The sequence below is a fragment of the Candidatus Polarisedimenticolia bacterium genome, from assembly GCA_036004685.1.
Classification (GTDB): Bacteria; Acidobacteriota; Polarisedimenticolia; order Gp22-AA2; family AA152; genus DASYRE01.
The window spans coordinates 40,239-57,458 of record DASYRE010000043.1; the positions used below are offsets into that span (position 1 = coordinate 40,239).

Sequence of the window (17,220 nt, forward strand, 5' to 3'; positions counted from 1 at the left end):
AGCCGCTTTGACGTGGCCTTTTAAGATGTAGAGGCAATCCGCTCGAACCCCGCGTAGGGAACGAGCGCGGGCGGGATGCGGACGGAGCCGTCGCGCTCCTGGAAGTTCTCCAGGATGGCGACGAGGGTGCGCCCGACGGCCAGGCCGGAGCCGTTGAGGGTGTGGACGAACTCGGGTTTGGCCTGGGGGCGAGGGCGGAAGCGGATGTTGGCGCGCCGCGCTTGAAAGTCCTCGAAGTTGGAGCATGAGGAGATCTCCCGGAAGGCCTGCTGGCTCGGCAGCCAGACTTCGAGATCGTAAGTCTTGGCGGACGAGAAGCCCATGTCGCCGGTGGCGAGGCAGACGACGCGATAGTGGAGGCCGAGGCGCTGGAGGATCGACTCGGCGTCCCGGGTCAGCTGCTCCAGCTCGTCGTAGGAGCTCTCGGGCCGGGCGAACCGGACGATCTCCACCTTGTTGAACTGGTGCTGGCGAATGAGCCCTTTCGTGTCCCGCCCGTAGGATCCCGCCTCGCTCCGGAAGCAGGGGGTGTAGGCGGCGAATCGCCGGGGAAGCGTTTCCCCATCCAGGATCTCGTCGCGGTAGATGTTGGTCACCGGCACCTCGGCCGTCGGGATCAGGTAGTAGTCGGTCCCCTCGACGTGGAACAGATCGGCGGCGAACTTCGGGAGGTTTCCGGTCCCCACGAGACTCGCGGAGTTGACCATGAAAGGCGGCAGGACCTCGGTGTAGCCGTTCTCCTTGGTCTGGACGTCGAGCATGAAATTGATCAGCGCCCGCTCGAGGCGCGCGCCGGCGCCGATCGACAGCGAAAAGCGGGCGCCGGTGATCTTCACGGCGCGCTCGAAGTCGAGGATCCCGAGCCGCGTCCCGAGCTCGTCGTGGGACAACGGCGCGAAACCGAACTCCGGGCGCTTCCCCCAGACGCGAATCTCCTGGTTGGACGACGCGTCGGGCCCGACCGGCACGGAGGGGTGGGGAATGTTCGGGATCGCCAGGAGAAGCTCGCGCAGCGACTGCTCGATCGTGCCGAGCTCCGCTTCGATCGCTGCGATCTCGTCGCCGACGGCGCGCATCTCGGCGATCAGCGCGCCGGCGTCCTGCTTCTGCTTCTTGAGGCGGGCGATCTCTTCAGAGGACTTGTTGCGCCGGGCGCGCAGGTCTTCGGTCTGCCTGAGCAGCGCGCGGCGGCGCTCGTCCAGCCGGCGGAAATCCTGCAGGTCGGCCGCCATCCCGCGGTTCCTGAGGGCCGCTTCCAGCTCTTCCGGATGCGCCCGGACGCGGCCGATGTCCAGCATGGCGATCGGGCTCCCGACGAACGTGGCCGATGTGACGCAGGCGCCGGAGTTTATCGAATTGGATCGGCGAGGTCAACGCGCGGCGCGATGGTATAATCGCGCCGATTTCCCGGAGGTCACGTCCCGATGCAGATCCGCAAGGCCGTCTTCCCCGCCGCCGGGCTGGGAACTCGCTTCCTGCCGGCCACGAAAGCCCAGCCGAAGGAAATGCTCCCCCTCGTCGACAAGCCGGTGATCCAGTACGTCATCGAGGAGGCGGTGGCCTCCGGCATCGAGATCATCATCATCGTCACCGGCCGGGGCAAGAACGCCATCGAGGATCATTTCGACGTGGCGTTCGAGCTGGAGCGCACGCTGGCGGAGCGCGGCCAGAAGGACCTGCTCAAGCAGGTCCGCTCGATCTCCGATCTCATCCAGATCTCCTACGTCCGGCAGAAGGAGCCGCTCGGCCTGGGACACGCCGTCCTGTGCGCCCGTAACCTGGTCGGAGACGAGCCCTTCGCCGTCTTCCTTGGGGACGACATCATCGACGCGCGCACGCCGGTGATGCGCCAGATGATGAGCATCTTCGCGCGCCGCCAGTCCAGCCTGCTCGCGGTGGAGAAGATCGCCCGGGAGCGCTCCCGCGACTACGGGGTGATCGCGCACGACGGACGCCCCAGAAACTCGGTCTACCGGGTCACCGATCTCGTGGAGAAGCCGGCGCCCGAGGACGCGCCGTCGGATCTCGCGATCATCGGCCGCTACATTCTCACGCCGGAGATCTTCCGCCACCTCGAAAAGACCGGGCCGGACGCCAAGGGGGAGATCCAGCTGACCAACGGGTTGCGGTCGCTTCTCAAAAAGCAGCCCATCGGCGCCTACCAGTTCAAGGGGAAGCGCTTCGATACGGGCAACAAGCTGGGGTTCTTGAAGGCGACCGTCGAGTTCGCGCTCAAGCGCGGCGATCTGGGGACGGATTTTCGCGAATACCTGAGATCGCTGAAGCTCTGAGGGGTTTTCGGCGGCGGGGCTCAGTCGGAGGAGTCTCTCTTCTTCGGCGCTTCGGAGCTCTTCTTGTTGTCCTTCTCTCCGGACTTCTCCTTCCCTTCGGAAGACTTCGACGCCTCCTTGCCCTCGGATTTGGAGGAAGTGTCCTTGGATCCCTTCCCCCCCTTCTCGTCTCCCCCCGAGGAGCCTTTGCGCCCGTAGTCGGTGATGTACCATCCCGACCCCTTGAACTGGATCGCGGGCGCCGAGGGCAGCTTCCTCACGCGCCCTTTGCAGCGGGGGCAGCCCTTCGGCGGGGGATCCGAGAACTTCTGGATCTTCTCGAAACGGTGGCCGCACTTCTCGCATTCATATTCGTAGAGAGGCAACGACGTCTCCCGGATGCCGATTCCGCCGGAAAGAGCGCCGCAATCGCTTTCCGGCGCGGGGATTATCTTTCCCGGATCGCGCCTTGTCAAGGCTCGGCGCGCCTTCCGCCTTGACCGCCCCGATCCCGTCTCCTATAATCCGGCGCACTCGATTTTCGCTCCAAACGCACTCCTGGACTCCCCGCTTATGGACAAGATAAGGATTCGTGGAGGCCGGCGCCTGGAAGGCGTCCTCGCCGTCAGCGGCGCGAAGAACGCCATCTTGCCCGCGATGGCCGCCTCGCTGCTCACGCCCGAGCCGGTCGTCCTCGAGAACACGCCCGCCGTCCGGGACGTCGCGACGATGATCCGGGTGCTCCAGCGGATGGGAGCGACCGATCCGGTTCGTGAGGACGGCCGGATGGTGCTCCGGGTTCCCGAGCTCCGCTCGCCCGTGGCGCCCTACGATCTGGTCAAGACGATGCGGGCCTCCGTGCTCGTCCTGGGCCCGCTCCTGGCGCGCTGCGGAGAGGCCCGGGTGTCCCTGCCCGGAGGGTGCGCCATCGGCGCGCGGCCGGTGAACCTCCACCTCGCCGCGCTGGAGAAGCTCGGCGCCCGGCTCCGGGTGGAGCACGGCTACATCCTGGCCGAAGGACGGGATCTGCGCGGCGCCGAAATCACCTTCGATCCGAAGACTGTGACGGGGACCGAGAACGTGATGATGGCCGCCACCCGCGCGCGCGGCCTCACCGTCGTGAAGAACGCCGCCCGGGAGCCGGAGATCGAGGATCTCGCCGCCTTGCTCAACGCCATGGGGGCGCGCATCGAGGGGGCCGGCAGCGACACGATCCGCATCGAAGGAGGGGCGGCGCTCCACGGCGCCATGCATCGCGTGATCCCGGACCGGATCGAGGCGGGAACGTTCGTGATGGCCGCCGCCATCACCCGCGGCGGGGTGCGCGTGGAGCATTGCCGTCCGGCCCACCTCGAGACCGTCCTGGAGAAGCTCCAGGAGATCGGCGTGAAGATGAAGACGGGCGACGATTTCGTGGAAGTCCTCCCCGACGGCGAGCTGCGGGCGGCCGATCTCGTCACCTCCCCCTATCCCGCGTTCCCCACCGACCTTCAGGCGCAATACATGGCGCTCGTCACCCAGGCGCGCGGGACGTCGAGGATCACCGAGTCGATCTTCGAGAACCGGCTCATGCACGTGGGGGAGCTGCGCCGCATGGGGGCCGACATCGGCGTCGAGGGACGCTCCGCGCTCGTCCGCGGCGGCACGCGCCTGGCGGGCGCCGAGGTCATGGCCACCGATCTGCGCGCCTCCGCCTGCCTCATCGTGGCGGGCCTGGTGGCCGACGGCGAGACGACGATCGATCGCGCCTATCACATCGATCGCGGCTACGAGCGCATCGAGGAGAAGCTGCGGCGCGTGGGCGCCGACGTGGAACGGATTCGCTGAAACCAGGAGCCACCCATGGCAGACTGCCTCTTCTGCAAGATCGCCCGCAAGGAGATTCCCGCCGACGTCCTGTACGAGGATCGGCTCGTGCTCGCCTTCTCCGACATCAATCCCCAGGCCCCCGTCCACGTCCTGATCATTCCCAAGGCGCATCACGAGACGCTGAACGACGTCTCCGCCGAGGAGCAGCAGCTCCTGGGCCACATGGTCCTCGTCGCCACGAAGATGGCGGGCGAGAAGGGGCTCAAGGAGAAAGGCTACCGCCTGGTGGCGAACTGCCTCGCCAGCGCGGGCCAGTCGGTCTTTCACGTCCACATCCACCTCCTCGGCGGCCGGACCTTCACCTGGCCTCCCGGATAGAGCGTTGAAAGTCTTCCGGCGATCCCTGGGGATGCGGATTCTCAGCGTCGGCTCGCTTCTCCTTTTCTCCGCGCTTTGGACGTATCACTTGCTCGCGGGGGGAAGGCTCTGGTCCCTTCCGGGAATCGCCCTGGGAATCCTGCTCCTGCTCGGCGGCTGCGCCAGCCTGCTCAACCTCGGCGATCGATTCCGGATCGACGACGAGGGGATTTCCTACGCCAACCCCGTCCTCGGGCGGCTGGGCGTGCGGCTGGATCGCCGCGTGCGCTGGGAGGAAATCGTCGCGGTCCGGACGCACCGCGCCTTCGCGCACGGCGTCCGGGAGAGCGCCCCGAGCGCTTTGTTCCTCGACATCGCCTCCGGGCCGCGGTTCGTCATCGACTCGGTGGAAGGGTTCGACGAGATGCACCGCCTCGTCCAAACCTATGCGGGAAGCCGCCCGCGCGACGGGGCGCCGCACGTCGCGGAGAAGCCGGGCTCATGACGGCAACCTCCGGCTCGCCGAAGCAGAGGCTGCCAACGTGACGGCCGATCGCCGGAGCCTTTTGAAATGGGGTCTGGCTGGGCTCGCGGCGCTTCCGGCGATCCGGCGAGCGGCGGCCTCCGGCCCGGCGGGAGGGGACGAATCCCCCGACCTGTCGGGCTTCGCGGAGCGCGAGGACGAGCCCTTCTGGGAAGCGGTGCGCCGGTGCTTCCGTTTCGACCCGGGCGTCGTCTACCTGAACGACGGATCGCTGGGGCCCACGCCGCTTCCGGTCCTGAAGGATCTTGCGGTTTTTGCCGCCGATTTGGCCGGCTCCCCCTCGGAGAAGATGTGGGGGCCGCTCGGAGCGCGGCTTGAGGCGGTCCGCAAGAGCTTGGCGGGCTTGGTCGGCGTCCCGCCTGAAGATCTCGCGCTGACACGCAACACGACCGAGGGAGTCGGGACGGTCGCGCTCGGACTCGGGCTCAAGCCCGGAGACGAGGTGATCACGACCGATCAGGAGCATCCGGGCGGCGCCGGCGCCTGGCAGTACCTCGAGACTCTCGGAATCCTCAGGACGCAGGTCGCCCTGCCCCTTCCCCCCGATCCTCCCGATCTTCTCCTGGAGAGGCTCGAGAAGGCCCTTTCCTCCCGGACGCGCGTGCTCGCCTTGCCTCACATGACGTACGGAACCGGGCACCTGCTCCCCTTGCGCGAGATTGCGGCGCTGGCCTGCGCCCGTTCCGCCTTGCTCTGCGTCGACGGAGCGCACCCTCCGGGGATGCTGCCGGTGGACGTCGCGGCGCTCGGATGCGACACCTACGCCTCGTCTTCCCACAAATGGCTCCTCGCCCCGCCGGGAACGGGACTGCTCGTCGTGCGCGACGGGGCGCGCGCCCGGATCGCCCCCAGGCTGTTCACCGGCACCGGCTTCACCCAGCCGTCCGCGCGGCGCTACGACGACTTCGGCACGCGTAACCTCGCCGAAGTCCTAGCCCAGGGCTCGGCGGCCGAGTTCCATCGGAGGATCGGCCCGGAGCGCGCCGCCCGGAGGATCCGGTCGCTCTCGGCGCATCTCCGGAATGGGCTGCTGGCGCTGCCGCGCGTGCAGATCCTGACGCCGGCGGCGCCCGGCGCTTCGGGGGGGCTCACGGCGTTCCGGGTCGAGGGAATCCCGCAGGACGCGGTGGCCGCGGCGCTGGCGCGGCGGGCGCATTTCGTCGTGCGCCCGGTCCCCGAGCTGGACGCGATACGGATCTCGACGGGTCTCCATAATTCCTTCGCCGACCTGGACCTTTTCCTCGGCGCGCTGCGCGAGGTGGCGCGTTCGAATTCCCCCGGGAAGCTATAATCGCCGCGATGAAAAGATATCCGGCCTACGATCCGCCCGAGTACGTGCGCTGGAAGCCCGATCCCGGGGTTCTCCGGGAATTCGACCGCGCCACCAAGCGCGATCCGCGCCGGCGGAAGATCATCGCGGCGATGGATCGGAAGGCGCTCCTTCGCCTCTACGAGGGGCTGTTGCGCGCGCGGCTCCACGACATCGCCTTGAAGCGCTGGGTCCGCCAGGGAGTGCTTTCCAAAGCCTGGCTGGGAACGGGCGAGGAAGCGGTGGCGGTCGGGAACGCCCATGCCCTGGAGCCGGGCGATCTCGTCGGTCCGATGATCCGGAACTCCGGCGCCTCTCACGAGCGCGGCATGCCGGTGGCCGAGATGCTCAAGGCCTACCTCGGAACGAGCGATCAAATCACGCGTGGGCGCGACCTGCACACGGGCGACCTCGAGCGCGGCGTGATTCCGCCGATCTCCTTCGTCGCCTCGCTCGTTCCGGTCTTCGCGGGGGCGGCCCTCGCCTTCAAGATGCGCGACGAGAAGCGGGTGGCCCTCACCTGGGTGGGGGACGGCGCCTCGCACACCGCCGAGTTCCACGAAGGGTACGGCCTGGCCGCGCCCCTGCGTCTTCCCCTGGTGATCGTCCTGCAGAACAACCAGGTGGCCCTGGGGACGCGGCTGTCGGAGCACCAGCGGGGCGACCTCACCCACCTGGCGAAGGCCTACGGCACGCCCGGGCTGACCTGCGACGGCAACAACGTTCTGGACGTCTTCGCCGCCACCCGGCTCGCCGCCGGCCTCTGCCGCCGCGGGGAGGGGCCGGTCCTCCTCACCGCCCAGACCTTCCGGATGGGAGGGCACGCCACGCACGACGAGCAGGAGGCCCGCAACCTGTTCCCCGCCAAGACCTTCGCGCATTGGGGAAAGCGCGATCCGATCGGCTGCTATGAAGCCTGGCTCCTGAAGCAAGGGAAAAACTCCCCGCGCGATGGTAGAATTTCGCCAGGTCAGCTGACGTCCATCGAGACCAAGGTGATCCAGGAAATCGATGCCGCGGCCGAGGAGGCTCTGAGAAGCCTCCGAGAGCATCCGGGCCGGCCCGAGGAGGCCGCGAGCGGCGTGACGAAGGAGATGGAATGAAGAACAAGGGAAAAGGGAGCCGGGCGGAAGTCAAGGACCTCGGCCTCGACCGGCAGGCTCTCCTCGGAATCTACCGCAACATGGTCCTCTCCCGCCGGATCGACGACAAGCAGATTCAGCTCAAGCGGCAGAACAAGATCTTCTTCCAGATCGCCGGGGCCGGGCACGAAGCGGTGCTCACGGCGGCGGGCATGGTCCTGAAGCCGGGCCACGACTGGTTCTACGCCTACTACCGCGACATGGCGCTCATGCTCCAGCTCGGCATGACCCCCAAGGAAATCCAGATGGAGGCGCTGGGATGCGCCGACGATCCCAACTCCGGAGGGCGCCAGATGCCCTCCCACTGGGGCCATCCGCGGCTGAACGTGGTCTCCAAGTCGTCCTGCACCGGGACGCAGTACCTCCAGTCGGTCGGCTGCGCCCACGCGGGGCGCTACCTCTCGATCGTGAAGGAGTGCCGGGAGCGGGGGCTGAAGGGAGCCGACGACGAGATCACCTACGTCTCGGGAGGCGAGGGCTCGACCAGCGAAGGCGAGTTTTGGGAGGCGCTGAACACCGCCTGCAACCTCAAGCTCCCGATGCTCTTCATGATCGAGGACAACAAGTACGCCATCTCGGTGCCGGTCGAGGTCCAGACGGCGGGCGGGACGATCGGCGGGCTCGTCAAGCAGTGGCCGAATCTCCGCTACGAGGAGCTGGACGGCTGCGATCCGATCGAATGCCACCGCGTCCTCTCCGAAATCGTCTCCGACATGCGGCAGCGCCGCGAAGGGCCCGCGTTGGTCCAGGCCCACGTCATCCGCCCCTACTCGCATTCGCTGTCGGACGACGAGCGCCTGTACAAGCCGGAGCGCGAGCGGCAGGAGGAGGCGAAGAAGGATCCGATCGCCCGTTTCGAGAAGCTTCTGCTCCAGGAGGGGGTCGCCGATCAGGCCTTCCTCACCCGGATGAAGGAGAGCATCGATCACGAGGTGAACACGGCGACGGACGAGGCGATGGCGGCGGCGCCGCCCGCGGTCGAGAGCATCTACCACTACGTCTATTCCCCCGACGTCGACCCGACCTCCGGCCGGTTCGACACCGAGCCTGCGCTCGAGGGGGATCCCAAGACGATGGTGGATCTCCTCAACGCCTGCCTGCGCGACGAGATGCAGCGGGATCCGAGAATCGTGATCTTCGGGGAGGACGTCGCGGACGCCACCCGGGAGGAGGTCCTCGAGGAAGTGAAGGGGAAAGGGGGCGTCTTCAAGGTCACGCACAATCTGCAAAGGCGCTTCGGCAAGGAGCGGGTCTTCAACTCGCCGCTGGCCGAGGCCAACATCGTGGGCCGGGCGATCGGCATGGCGACCCGCGGGCTCAAGCCGGTCGTGGAGATCCAGTTCCTCGATTACATCTGGCCGGCCTTCATGCAGATTCGGGACGAGCTGTCGGTCCTCCGCTGGCGCTCCAACAACGGCTTCGCCTGCCCCGTGGTCATCCGCACCGCCGCCGGCGGCTACCTCGGCGGGGGCGCTCCTTACCACAGCCAGTCGGGCGAGGTTCTGTTCGCCCACAACCCGGGACTGCGCGTCGTGATGCCGGCGACGGCGCTGGACGCCAACGGGCTGCTGCGCACCGCCATCCGCTGCGAGGATCCCGTGATCTTCCTCGAGCACAAGCACCTCTACCGCCAGACCTACAACAAGTCCCCCTATCCGGGCCCCGACTTCTGCATCCCGTTCGGCAAGGCGCGCGTCGTCCAGGAGGGCGAGGACCTGTCCCTGATCACCTACGGCGCCACGCTGGAGCGATCGCTGCGCGCCGCGCGGCAGGCCCAGGAGGAGATCGGAGCGAGCGTCGAGGTGATCGACCTGCGCAGCCTCTCGCCGTTCGACTGGGACGCCATCGAGGCCTCGGTGAAGAAGACGGGGAAGGCCCTGATCGTCCACGAGGACTGGCTGTCGTTCGGGTTCGGCGCCGAGATCGCCGCACTGATCGCCAGCCGCCTCTTCGAGGATCTCGACGGCCCCGTGCGCCGGGTCGGCGCCGCGGACGTGTTCTGCGCCTACCAGCCGCTTCTCGAGGACGTGACGCTGCCGCAGATCTCCGACATCCACAAGGCGATCGTGGACCTCGCGAAATACTAGGGTCGGGTCTCCAAGAATACTTCTACATTTCGGCGGGTGTACCGCGGCGGGCTCGAGCCGGGTCCAAAGACCCGGGTTGACCCGCGGCGGTTTGCAGCCGGCGGGTCCAAGCCGGTCCCAATTCGGCCGTCGATCCATCCCGGCTCGCCGCGTTGCGCCCTCGCTCACGTACCGCTTCGGGTAAGCCACGCGATGCCGCGTCTTGCGATCCGGGCGCCTCAACGGCCTCGATGTTAGCGCGATTTCGCAGAGGCAACCCTGACGACCTCAATCTCCGAGAAGCGTCAGGTCGAGAGTTCGGGAGCGGGGTCCGTCCATCTCCAGCATCAGCAGGCTCTGCCAAGTCCCGAGGACCGGCTTGCCGGAATCGACGGGCAGCGTGAGGGAGTGGCCCAGGAGGACGGAGGTCAGGTGGGCCTGGGCGTTGTCGTCGATGGCGTCGTGGCGGTAGCCGTCGCGGCCGCGGAACGGATCGAGCAGGCTCTCCCCGAGCCGCTCGAGGTCGCGCCGGAGCCCCTCTTCGTCCTCATTGACCAGAAGGGCGCAGGTGGTGTGACGGCAGCTGACAAGCAGGATCCCCTCGCGGACTCGGAGCTTGGCGCACGCCTCCGCCACTTTCAGGGTGACGTTCAGGACCTGGACCCGGCGCTCCGAACCGACCTTGATCTCGGCCCGCTTGACCGCCATGACGACCTTCCTCGAGGCGACGCGCTGCTGGCCTATGAGCCGGCGAGGACCTTCTCCAGCATCTCGGTGTCGGTGACCGGCGCCTTGCACTGGAAATTCTCGCAGACGTAGGCGGTCGCCTTCCCCGACTTCGCCACCTTCCCCGCGAGCAGCGGGACGATCGCGGTATGCTCCCCCGCTCCCGCGTCCCCTTCTTCCGAGAAGGCGACGACCTTGTTGGGGACGAAGAGACGGCGCACGGTTGCGAGCATCTGGCGCGCGCCTTGCGCGTCGCGGCCGACCAGGGCGATTTCGCGCGCCCGATCGACGTAGAAATCGAGGGCGCAGAGCATGGCGCTGAATCCGGCCGGCATCTGTCCGATCAGATCGCGGTAGGCGCGCAGGATCGCGGTCCCTCGGGCGGCGTAGCCCTCTTCCCCCGTGAGGCGGGCCAGGCGGTAGAAGGCGAGCGCCGCGACCGAGTTCCCGGAGGGAAGCGCCCCGTCGTAGCCCGATTTCGAGCGGGTGATCAGATCCGCCTGGCCTTCCGGGGTGAAGAAGAACCCTTCCTCGGCTTCGTCCCAGAACCGGGCGACCATCCGATCGGCGAGCGCGCGGGCTTCCACGACCCAGACCGGATCGAAATCGCTCTCATAGAGATCCAGCAGGGCGGCCGTCACGAACGCGTAGTCATCCAGGCAGCCGTCGAGCCGCGCCGTCCCTTTGCGGAAGGTGCGCCGCAGGGTGCCGTCGGGTGCCCGCATCGTCGAGAGCAGGAACTGCGCCGCTTTCCGGGCGCGCTCGAGGTAACGCGGCTCGTCCAGGACCTGATAGCCGCGCGCGAAGGCCGAGATCATCAGGGCGTTCCAGGAGGTGAGCATCTTGTCGTCGAGCCCCGGCGCCACCCGCCGGCCGCGCCGGGCGAGCAGCTTCGGGCGGACTTCCGCCAGGGTCGCCTGGAGCTTCTCCGGCGTCGAGCCCAGCTCGCGCGCCACCTCGTCGATGGCGCGCGGGACGTTCGGGATCGAACTCCCCTCCCAGTTCCCTCCCGGCTGGACGTCGTAGAAGGCGCAGAAAGCCTTGCCCGCCTCTTCACCCGCCACCTCCCGGATCTCCGCGGGAGTCCAGACGTAATACTTGCCCTCCACGCCTTCGCTGTCGGCGTCCTGGGCGGAGTAGAACGCCCCCTCCGGGGAGGTCATCTCGTGCTCGACGTAGTCGAGGCATTCCCGTGCGATCCGGGAGAACAGGGCTTTGCCGGTGACCTGGAATCCGTCCAGGTAGGCGCCAACCAGCAGGGCGTTGTCGTAGAGCATCTTCTCGAAGTGGGGGACGAGCCAGCGCGGGTCGGTCGAGTATCGATGGAACCCGCCGCCAAGCTGATCGTACATCCCGCCCCGCGCCATCTTCTCCAAGGTCAGCTCGGCCATGTGGAGCGCCTCCGGATCGTGTCGCCGGCGGTGCAGGCGCAGGAGCAGCGAGATGCCGGCGGCGTGGGGGAACTTGGGAGCGGCTCCCCACCCTCCGAAGCGCCCATCGAACCGGACCTTGAAGTCGGAGAGCGCCTCGCGCAGAGGCTCCTCGTCGAGCATCTCCCGGGAAGCGGTCACGCGGCCCATCTGGGTGACGTAGCCGGTGATTTGATCGCCGCTCGACTCGACCTTCGTCCGCTGCTCCCGGTAGGCCCGCGCCACGCGCTCCAGCACGGCGCGGAACGACGGCATGCCGTGGCGCTCCTCGGGCGGGAAGTAGGTTCCCCCGTAGAACGGCTTGCGATCGGGCGTGAGGAAGACGTTCAGGGGCCAGCCTCCTGATCCGGTCATGATCTGGACCGCGTTCATGTAGATCATGTCGACGTCGGGATGCTCCTCGCGATCCACCTTGATGCAGACGAAGTGCTGGTTCATCAGGCGCGCGGTCTCCTCGTCCTCGAACGATTCCCGCTCCATGACGTGGCACCAGTGGCAGGCGGAATAGCCGATCGACAGGAGGATCGGCTTGTCCTCGTCCCGCGCGCGGGCGAGCGCCTCGTCTCCCCAGGGATACCAGTCGACCGGATTGTGCGCGTGCTGCAGGAGATAGGGGCTGGTCTCGCGCGCCAGACGGTTCTCCCGCCGCTCACCGCCCATTTTCCCCCGCTCACCGCTCATGCAATGCCCCGAAGGCGCGCGTTCCCGCCGAAACGCCGCGCGTGGTCGGATGATATCGTCTTTCCCCAACCCTGACAACGCCTCCGCGCGGCCGTCCGGAGTCCTTCCCCGCGCGCCGGCCGGAGCGTTTGACACGCTCCGGCGGCTGGCGGAGAATGGCGGCCCCATGCCCATCCAGCACTGGCTTCTGAAGACCGAGCCGACTGTCTATTCTTTCGACGACCTGCTTCGCCGGAAACGGGAGATTTGGGACGGGATCACGAACGCGCTGGCGCTGAAGCACCTACGCGCGGCGCGCCGCGGCGATCTGGCCCTCATCTACCATACCGGACGCGAGCGCGCGGCGATCGGGATCGCCCGAATCCTGGGGGAGAGCTACCCCGATCCGAAGCGCGGCGATCCGGCCCTGCACGCGATCGAGATCGAGCCCGTGAAGGCCCTGCCCCGTCCGGTGGGCCTCGACGCGATGAAAGGGAATCCGAAGCTGAAGGGCTTCGATCTCTTGCGCCTGCCGCGCCTGTCCTTCGTTCCGGTGAGCCCCGCCCACTGGGACGCGATCCTGGAGATGTCCGGCGCGCGCAACTGACGTCTTCCCGGAGACCGCATGAGCCGACTTCCCGTCGCACGCATCACGGCGCTGGCGCTGCTGCTCGTTCCGCTTCCCCTCGCCTCCTGCGCTCGGAAGGCCCCCCCGCCGCCCCGCTTCCAGGCGCTTCGCGAGGAGTACTTCGTCGGGTTCCTGCAGCGCAATCCCGTGACCTCGACCTACCTGGGCGGCGACGCCTACAACCCGCGGCTCTCGCGGACCCTCCGGACGCTGCGCGATTACTCCGAAGCGGGAATCTCGGACGAGGTCGCGTTCTACCGGAAGATCGCCGCCGAGCTCGGAAGCGTCCCGCTCGACTCGCTCTCCGCGGCCGAGAAGATCGACTGCGCCGTCATGAAATCGCAGCTGGAGTTTCTTCTCCATCAGACGGTCGACCGGAAGTATCACCGCCGCAGCCTGGACACCTACGTGGTGGAGCCTTTCCGGGCCGTCGACTGGCAGATGCAGCAGATGACCGACCTCGGCGGCGGCAATTACGGCACGGAGGAGGAATGGAGAGCCCTGGGGGAGCGCCTGGATCGCATCCCGAGGTATCTCGATCAGGCGCTGGAGAACCTGCGCTCGGGCGTCGCGGCCGGCGACTTTCCGGATCACCGCATGATCGAAACCGACGGCATCAAAGCGGCGCAGGCCAACGCCGAGTATTTCGAGAAGAAGCTTCCCGAGCAGGTGAAGACCTATCTCTCGGGGCAGCCGTACCAGGAGGCGATCGAGAGCCTCGTGGGCCCCCAAGCGCTGGAAGCCGCCTCCGCCTACGCCGATTTCGCGCACGAGCTCTCTCAGATGTTCGTCGACCGGCAGGACGGCGACCAGCTCGTTTTCAAGGAGGCTTTCCGCGCCGATCGTTACGCCTTGGGGGAGAAAGAGTACGACTGGGCGGTCGCCCACAACCTCCGCGTCGACAAGACGGCGCGGGAGCTCTTCGACGACGCCGCCGGCAAGGTGGCCGAGACCCAGGCCTTGATGGCGAGGACGGCGCGGCGCATCGGCGAGAAGCGCCGGCTGACGCTCGACTTTTCCAATCCCACCGCGGAGCGCGCCGCGGTGCGCAAGGTCATGGACTTGCTGTCGGGCGACTTTCCTCGATCCGACGAGGAGATGTTCAAGGGCTATCGGGAGAAGGCCCTGCAGCTGGTCGAGTTCGCCCGGCAGAAAGGAATGTTCGACCTTCCGGCCGATTACCGCCTGGACATCGTGGAGACTCCGCCGGTCCTGCGGGACAGCGTCGACGCCGCCTATTACCCGGCCCCGCCCTTTAAGAAGACCGGAGTCGGCCGCTTCTATCTCACTCCGACGGGGAACGATGCCGGCCGTCTGAAGGAGAACAACTATCACGCCATGGCCGATCTTTGCGCCCACGAGGGATTCCCGGGGCACGACTGGTACTATCAGTTCATGCGGCCGCGCAGCGCCTCGATTTCCCCGATTCGCTGGCTGACTCCGGGGGCGGTGGAAGATTCCTCGTCGATGTGGGAAGACAGCATTTCCGCCGAGGGTTGGGCGCTGTACGCCGAGGCGCTGATGGCCGAGCCCCAGCCGGGCGCGCCGGACGGCTTCTACACCCCGGAGGAGCGCCTCTATCAGCTCCAGGGCCAGCTCTTGCGCGACGCGCGGGTGCGGCTCGACACGGGCCTCCACACCGGGCGTCTCACGTTCGACGAGGCGGTCGACTATTACACGGAGAACGTCGACTTCCTGCCGCACGCCTGCCGGGCGCCGAAGGAGGACGACGTGAGACGAGCGTCGTGCGACACGGCGCGGCGGGCCATCTATCGCTATTCCAAGTGGCCCACGCAGGCGATCACCTACCGTCTGGGCAAATCTGCCATCCAGGATCTGAGGGCCGCCGCCCAGAAAGCAGGCGGGGCGAAGTTCTCCCCGAGGGAGTTCCACGAGAGATTCCTGATGCAGGGATCGATTCCGCCGGGCTACTTCGCCGCGGCGTTCCTGGAGGAGGCGCGATGAGCGATTCGAGGCCAAGACGGAAGCGGCTGCGCGGCGCGGCGATCGCGGCCTTCCTGGTCTGCGGCTTCGCCGGTCTCGCGCCGGCGGCCGAGCCGATCGATTTCAAGAAGATGGGCGCGGAAGGTCTCGAGCATCTCCGCGCCATCCTCCGGCTCGACACGAGCAATCCGCCGGGGAACGAGGCGCGCGTGACCGCCTACCTCGCCGAGCAGCTCAAGGCGGCCGGCCTCGAGCCGCGGCTCTTCGAGTCGGCGCCCTCGCGCGGCAGCCTGATGGTCCGCTTGAAGGGGACCGGCGGCGGCAAGCCGCTCCTGATCATGTCGCACATCGACGTCGTGCCCGTGGAGAAGGACCTGTGGAGCGTGCCGCCGTTCGACGCCGTGATCCGGGACGGATTCCTCTGGGGACGCGGCACTTTGGACGACAAAGGCATGGCCGCCGCGGAGCTGACGACGATCCTCACGCTCGCCCGCAACCGGATGAGGCTGGCGCGGGACGTCGTCTTCCTGGCCGAGGCGGACGAGGAGGCGGGCGGGACCTACGGGATGGACTGGCTCCTGGAGCATCACCCCGATCTCTTCGACGCCGAGCTGGTCCTGAACGAAGGAGGGCGGGTCATCTGGAGCGGCGGGAAGGTCCAATACGTCGCGATCCAGACGAGCGAGAAGATCTATCAGGATTTCAACGTGATCGCGCGCGGAGTCGCCGGACACTCCTCCATCCCGACGAGCGAGAACCCCGTCTCCCGACTGGCGGCGGCGCTCGGGCGGATCGCGGCGATCGACTTCCCGGCGCGCCTCAACGCGCAGACGCGAGAGTTCTTCCGGGGGATCGCCTCCACGCTCCCGGGCGAGATGGCCGGATGCGTCCCCAAGCTGGAGGATTCCCGGGCGGCGCTGCGCTGCGCCGAGATCCTCTCCCGGAACCCCAACTTCAACGCCATGCTCCGGACGACCTGCACGCCCACGATCCTGAAGGCCGGCTACAAAGAGAACGTGATCCCGGCCGAGGCCCGGGCCAATCTGAATTGCCGGCTCCTGCCGGGAACCGACGTGAAGGCCTTCACGGAAGAGCTCCGCAAGGCGGTGAGCGATCCCAAGGTGGAGGTCGTCCCGGCGCGCGAGTTCAATCCTCCGGCGGGCCCTTCCACGACCGACACGCCGCTCTATGCCGCCATCCGCAAGGTCGCGGGGCAGATGGCCCCCGGCGCTCCGGTGGTTCCCTACATGTCGCCGGGAGGCACCGACTCCCAGGTCCTGCGGCAGCGGGGGATGGTCGCCTACGGAGTGCTCCCGTTTCCCATCCAGGAGGAGGACCTTCGCACGATGCACGCCAACGACGAGAAGATTTCGCTGGAGGCGTTCACCTGGGGCAACGAGATGCTCTACCGGGTCGTGGCGGAGACGGCCCGGTGAAGCGGCCGAGCCGGCGCCGCCGCCTCACGCCCCGGAGAGAGGCATGATCCTCATCACCGCCGCCGGCGGAACGGTGGGAGGCGAGCTGGCCAAGCGGCTCGCCTCCGAGGGCGCGCCGTTCCGCGCCGCCTATCATTCGGAGGGCAAAGCCGCGGCGGCCCGCGCCAACGGCTGGCAGGCCGCGGCCGTCGACTTCGAAAAACCCGAGACGATGCGCTCGGCGCTCACGGGAGCGGATGGCCTCTTCCTGGTGGTTCCGGCGACGCCGGCCATGCCGGCGCAGGAAGCGGCGTGGGTCGAGCTGGCCCGGGAAGCGGGCGTGCGGCGTCTGGTGAAGCTTTCGGTATGGCGCGCTTCGGAAGAGTCCTTCACGTTCGCCCGCTGGAACCGGCAAGGCGAGAAACAGGTGGAATCCGCGGGGATCCCCTACACCTTCCTGCGGCCCAACAGCTTCATGCAGAACTTCGTGAACGTCTTCTCGGCGGGCATCAAGGAGCACGGAACCTTTTGGATCCCGGCCCCGGCGGCCCGCGTGAGCCACATCGACGCGCGCGACGTCGCGGCCGCCGCCGCCGTGGCCCTGACGCGGGACGGGCACGAAGGCCGCGCCTACGATCTCAGCGGGCCGGAAGCGCTGAACTACCACCAGGTCGCGAACACGCTTTCCGTCGTCGCCGGCAAGAAGATCACCTGCGCAGGGGTCTCCGACCTGCAATTCAAGGAAGCGATGCTCCGGCTCGGGGCCCCGGAGTGGCAGCCCGACGCCGTCAACGATCTGATGCGCTACGCCCTGGACGGCCAGGCTGCCGACGTGCTGGCGTCGGTGCAGGAGATCACGGGGCGCAAGCCGACGCCGTTCGAGCGATTCGTCCGAGATTACCGCCCGTTCTTCGCTTGAC

Annotated in this window: 15 protein-coding genes; 11 read left to right on the plus strand and 4 right to left on the minus strand. The window is 67.7% G+C overall.

The features are described 5' to 3' along the window. Positions 1-20: 20 nt before the first annotated feature. Complete coding sequence (gene serS / locus VGR67_11695) at positions 21-1,298, minus strand: serine--tRNA ligase (GenBank protein HEV8337071.1); 1,278 nt, start codon at positions 1,296-1,298, stop codon at positions 21-23. Between the two features lie 126 nt (positions 1,299-1,424). On the opposite strand from serS, the gene galU reads away from it, so the two are divergent. Then, a complete protein-coding gene (galU, locus tag VGR67_11700; GenBank protein ID HEV8337072.1) occupies positions 1,425-2,291 on the plus strand; it encodes a UTP--glucose-1-phosphate uridylyltransferase GalU in 867 nt (288 codons plus the stop codon). Positions 2,292-2,311: 20 nt separating this feature from the next. On the opposite strand, the gene VGR67_11705 is transcribed toward galU, so the two are convergent. Continuing rightward, on the minus strand, positions 2,312-2,656 hold the full coding sequence (locus VGR67_11705; GenBank protein HEV8337073.1) for an FmdB family zinc ribbon protein: 345 nt from the start codon (positions 2,654-2,656) through the stop codon (positions 2,312-2,314). 187 nt (positions 2,657-2,843) lie between these two features. Here VGR67_11705 and murA point away from each other — a divergent pair, with 187 nt between their 5' ends. From murA to VGR67_11735, 6 genes are read left to right on the plus strand one after another with little or no spacing between them, the layout of a single operon-like run. Then, on the plus strand, positions 2,844-4,097 hold the full coding sequence (gene murA / locus VGR67_11710) for a UDP-N-acetylglucosamine 1-carboxyvinyltransferase (protein ID HEV8337074.1): 1,254 nt from the start codon (positions 2,844-2,846) through the stop codon (positions 4,095-4,097). Between the two features lie 15 nt (positions 4,098-4,112). Continuing rightward, complete coding sequence (locus tag VGR67_11715) at positions 4,113-4,457, plus strand: histidine triad nucleotide-binding protein (protein HEV8337075.1); 345 nt, start codon at positions 4,113-4,115, stop codon at positions 4,455-4,457. A gap of 4 nt (positions 4,458-4,461) precedes the next feature. Beyond that, complete coding sequence (locus VGR67_11720) at positions 4,462-4,941, plus strand: hypothetical protein (protein ID HEV8337076.1); 480 nt, start codon at positions 4,462-4,464, stop codon at positions 4,939-4,941. 37 nt (positions 4,942-4,978) lie between these two features. Further along, positions 4,979-6,271: an aminotransferase class V-fold PLP-dependent enzyme gene (locus VGR67_11725; protein ID HEV8337077.1), complete on the plus strand. Its 1,293-nt coding sequence runs from the start codon at positions 4,979-4,981 to the stop codon at positions 6,269-6,271. Positions 6,272-6,279: 8 nt separating this feature from the next. Continuing rightward, positions 6,280-7,392, plus strand: coding sequence for a thiamine pyrophosphate-dependent dehydrogenase E1 component subunit alpha (locus VGR67_11730; protein HEV8337078.1), 1,113 nt, complete (start codon positions 6,280-6,282; stop codon positions 7,390-7,392). Then, on the plus strand, positions 7,389-9,518 hold the full coding sequence (locus VGR67_11735; GenBank protein HEV8337079.1) for a thiamine pyrophosphate-dependent enzyme: 2,130 nt from the start codon (positions 7,389-7,391) through the stop codon (positions 9,516-9,518). Before VGR67_11730 ends, VGR67_11735 begins: the two co-directional genes overlap by 4 nt. Before the next feature lie 267 nt (positions 9,519-9,785). Here VGR67_11735 and VGR67_11740 read toward each other — a convergent pair whose 3' ends face one another. Together VGR67_11740 and VGR67_11745 are read right to left on the minus strand one after the other, a co-directional pair. Further along, positions 9,786-10,205: a secondary thiamine-phosphate synthase enzyme YjbQ gene (locus VGR67_11740; GenBank protein ID HEV8337080.1), complete on the minus strand. Its 420-nt coding sequence runs from the start codon at positions 10,203-10,205 to the stop codon at positions 9,786-9,788. Between the two features lie 32 nt (positions 10,206-10,237). Next, the gene (locus VGR67_11745) at positions 10,238-12,334 is read right to left on the minus strand and encodes a thioredoxin domain-containing protein (GenBank protein HEV8337081.1); all 2,097 of its coding nucleotides are present in this window, start codon (positions 12,332-12,334) and stop codon (positions 10,238-10,240) included. A gap of 166 nt (positions 12,335-12,500) precedes the next feature. Here VGR67_11745 and VGR67_11750 point away from each other — a divergent pair, with 166 nt between their 5' ends. The 4 genes from VGR67_11750 to VGR67_11765 are packed head-to-tail and all read left to right on the plus strand — an operon-like array spanning position 12,501 to position 17,219. Next, positions 12,501-12,920 (plus strand): EVE domain-containing protein, encoded by a 420-nt coding sequence (locus VGR67_11750; GenBank protein ID HEV8337082.1) that lies wholly within the window; start codon positions 12,501-12,503, stop codon positions 12,918-12,920. Positions 12,921-12,938: 18 nt separating this feature from the next. After that, complete coding sequence (locus tag VGR67_11755; GenBank protein ID HEV8337083.1) at positions 12,939-14,906, plus strand: DUF885 domain-containing protein; 1,968 nt, start codon at positions 12,939-12,941, stop codon at positions 14,904-14,906. Continuing rightward, complete coding sequence (locus tag VGR67_11760; GenBank protein HEV8337084.1) at positions 14,903-16,321, plus strand: M20/M25/M40 family metallo-hydrolase; 1,419 nt, start codon at positions 14,903-14,905, stop codon at positions 16,319-16,321. The genes VGR67_11755 and VGR67_11760 overlap by 4 nt, the downstream gene beginning before the upstream one ends. A gap of 43 nt (positions 16,322-16,364) precedes the next feature. Then, entirely contained in the window at positions 16,365-17,219 is an 855-nt protein-coding gene (locus VGR67_11765; GenBank protein HEV8337085.1) for an NmrA family NAD(P)-binding protein, read from the plus strand. Position 17,220 lies beyond the last annotated feature (1 nt).

Coding starts and splice junctions, on each gene's coding strand:
- VGR67_11765 (HEV8337085.1), top strand. CDS start 16,365: ATGATCCTCATCACCGCCGCCGGCGGAACGGTGGGAGGCGAGCTGGCC.
- VGR67_11760 (HEV8337084.1), top strand. CDS start 14,903: ATGAGCGATTCGAGGCCAAGACGGAAGCGGCTGCGCGGCGCGGCGATC.
- galU (HEV8337072.1), top strand. CDS start 1,425: ATGCAGATCCGCAAGGCCGTCTTCCCCGCCGCCGGGCTGGGAACTCGC.
- VGR67_11740 (HEV8337080.1), bottom strand. CDS start 10,205: ATGGCGGTCAAGCGGGCCGAGATCAAGGTCGGTTCGGAGCGCCGGGTC.
- VGR67_11715 (HEV8337075.1), top strand. CDS start 4,113: ATGGCAGACTGCCTCTTCTGCAAGATCGCCCGCAAGGAGATTCCCGCC.
- VGR67_11730 (HEV8337078.1), top strand. CDS start 6,280: ATGAAAAGATATCCGGCCTACGATCCGCCCGAGTACGTGCGCTGGAAG.
- VGR67_11745 (HEV8337081.1), bottom strand. CDS start 12,334: ATGAGCGGTGAGCGGGGGAAAATGGGCGGTGAGCGGCGGGAGAACCGT.
- murA (HEV8337074.1), top strand. CDS start 2,844: ATGGACAAGATAAGGATTCGTGGAGGCCGGCGCCTGGAAGGCGTCCTC.
- VGR67_11735 (HEV8337079.1), top strand. CDS start 7,389: ATGAAGAACAAGGGAAAAGGGAGCCGGGCGGAAGTCAAGGACCTCGGC.
- VGR67_11750 (HEV8337082.1), top strand. CDS start 12,501: ATGCCCATCCAGCACTGGCTTCTGAAGACCGAGCCGACTGTCTATTCT.
- serS (HEV8337071.1), bottom strand. CDS start 1,298: ATGCTGGACATCGGCCGCGTCCGGGCGCATCCGGAAGAGCTGGAAGCG.
- VGR67_11755 (HEV8337083.1), top strand. CDS start 12,939: ATGAGCCGACTTCCCGTCGCACGCATCACGGCGCTGGCGCTGCTGCTC.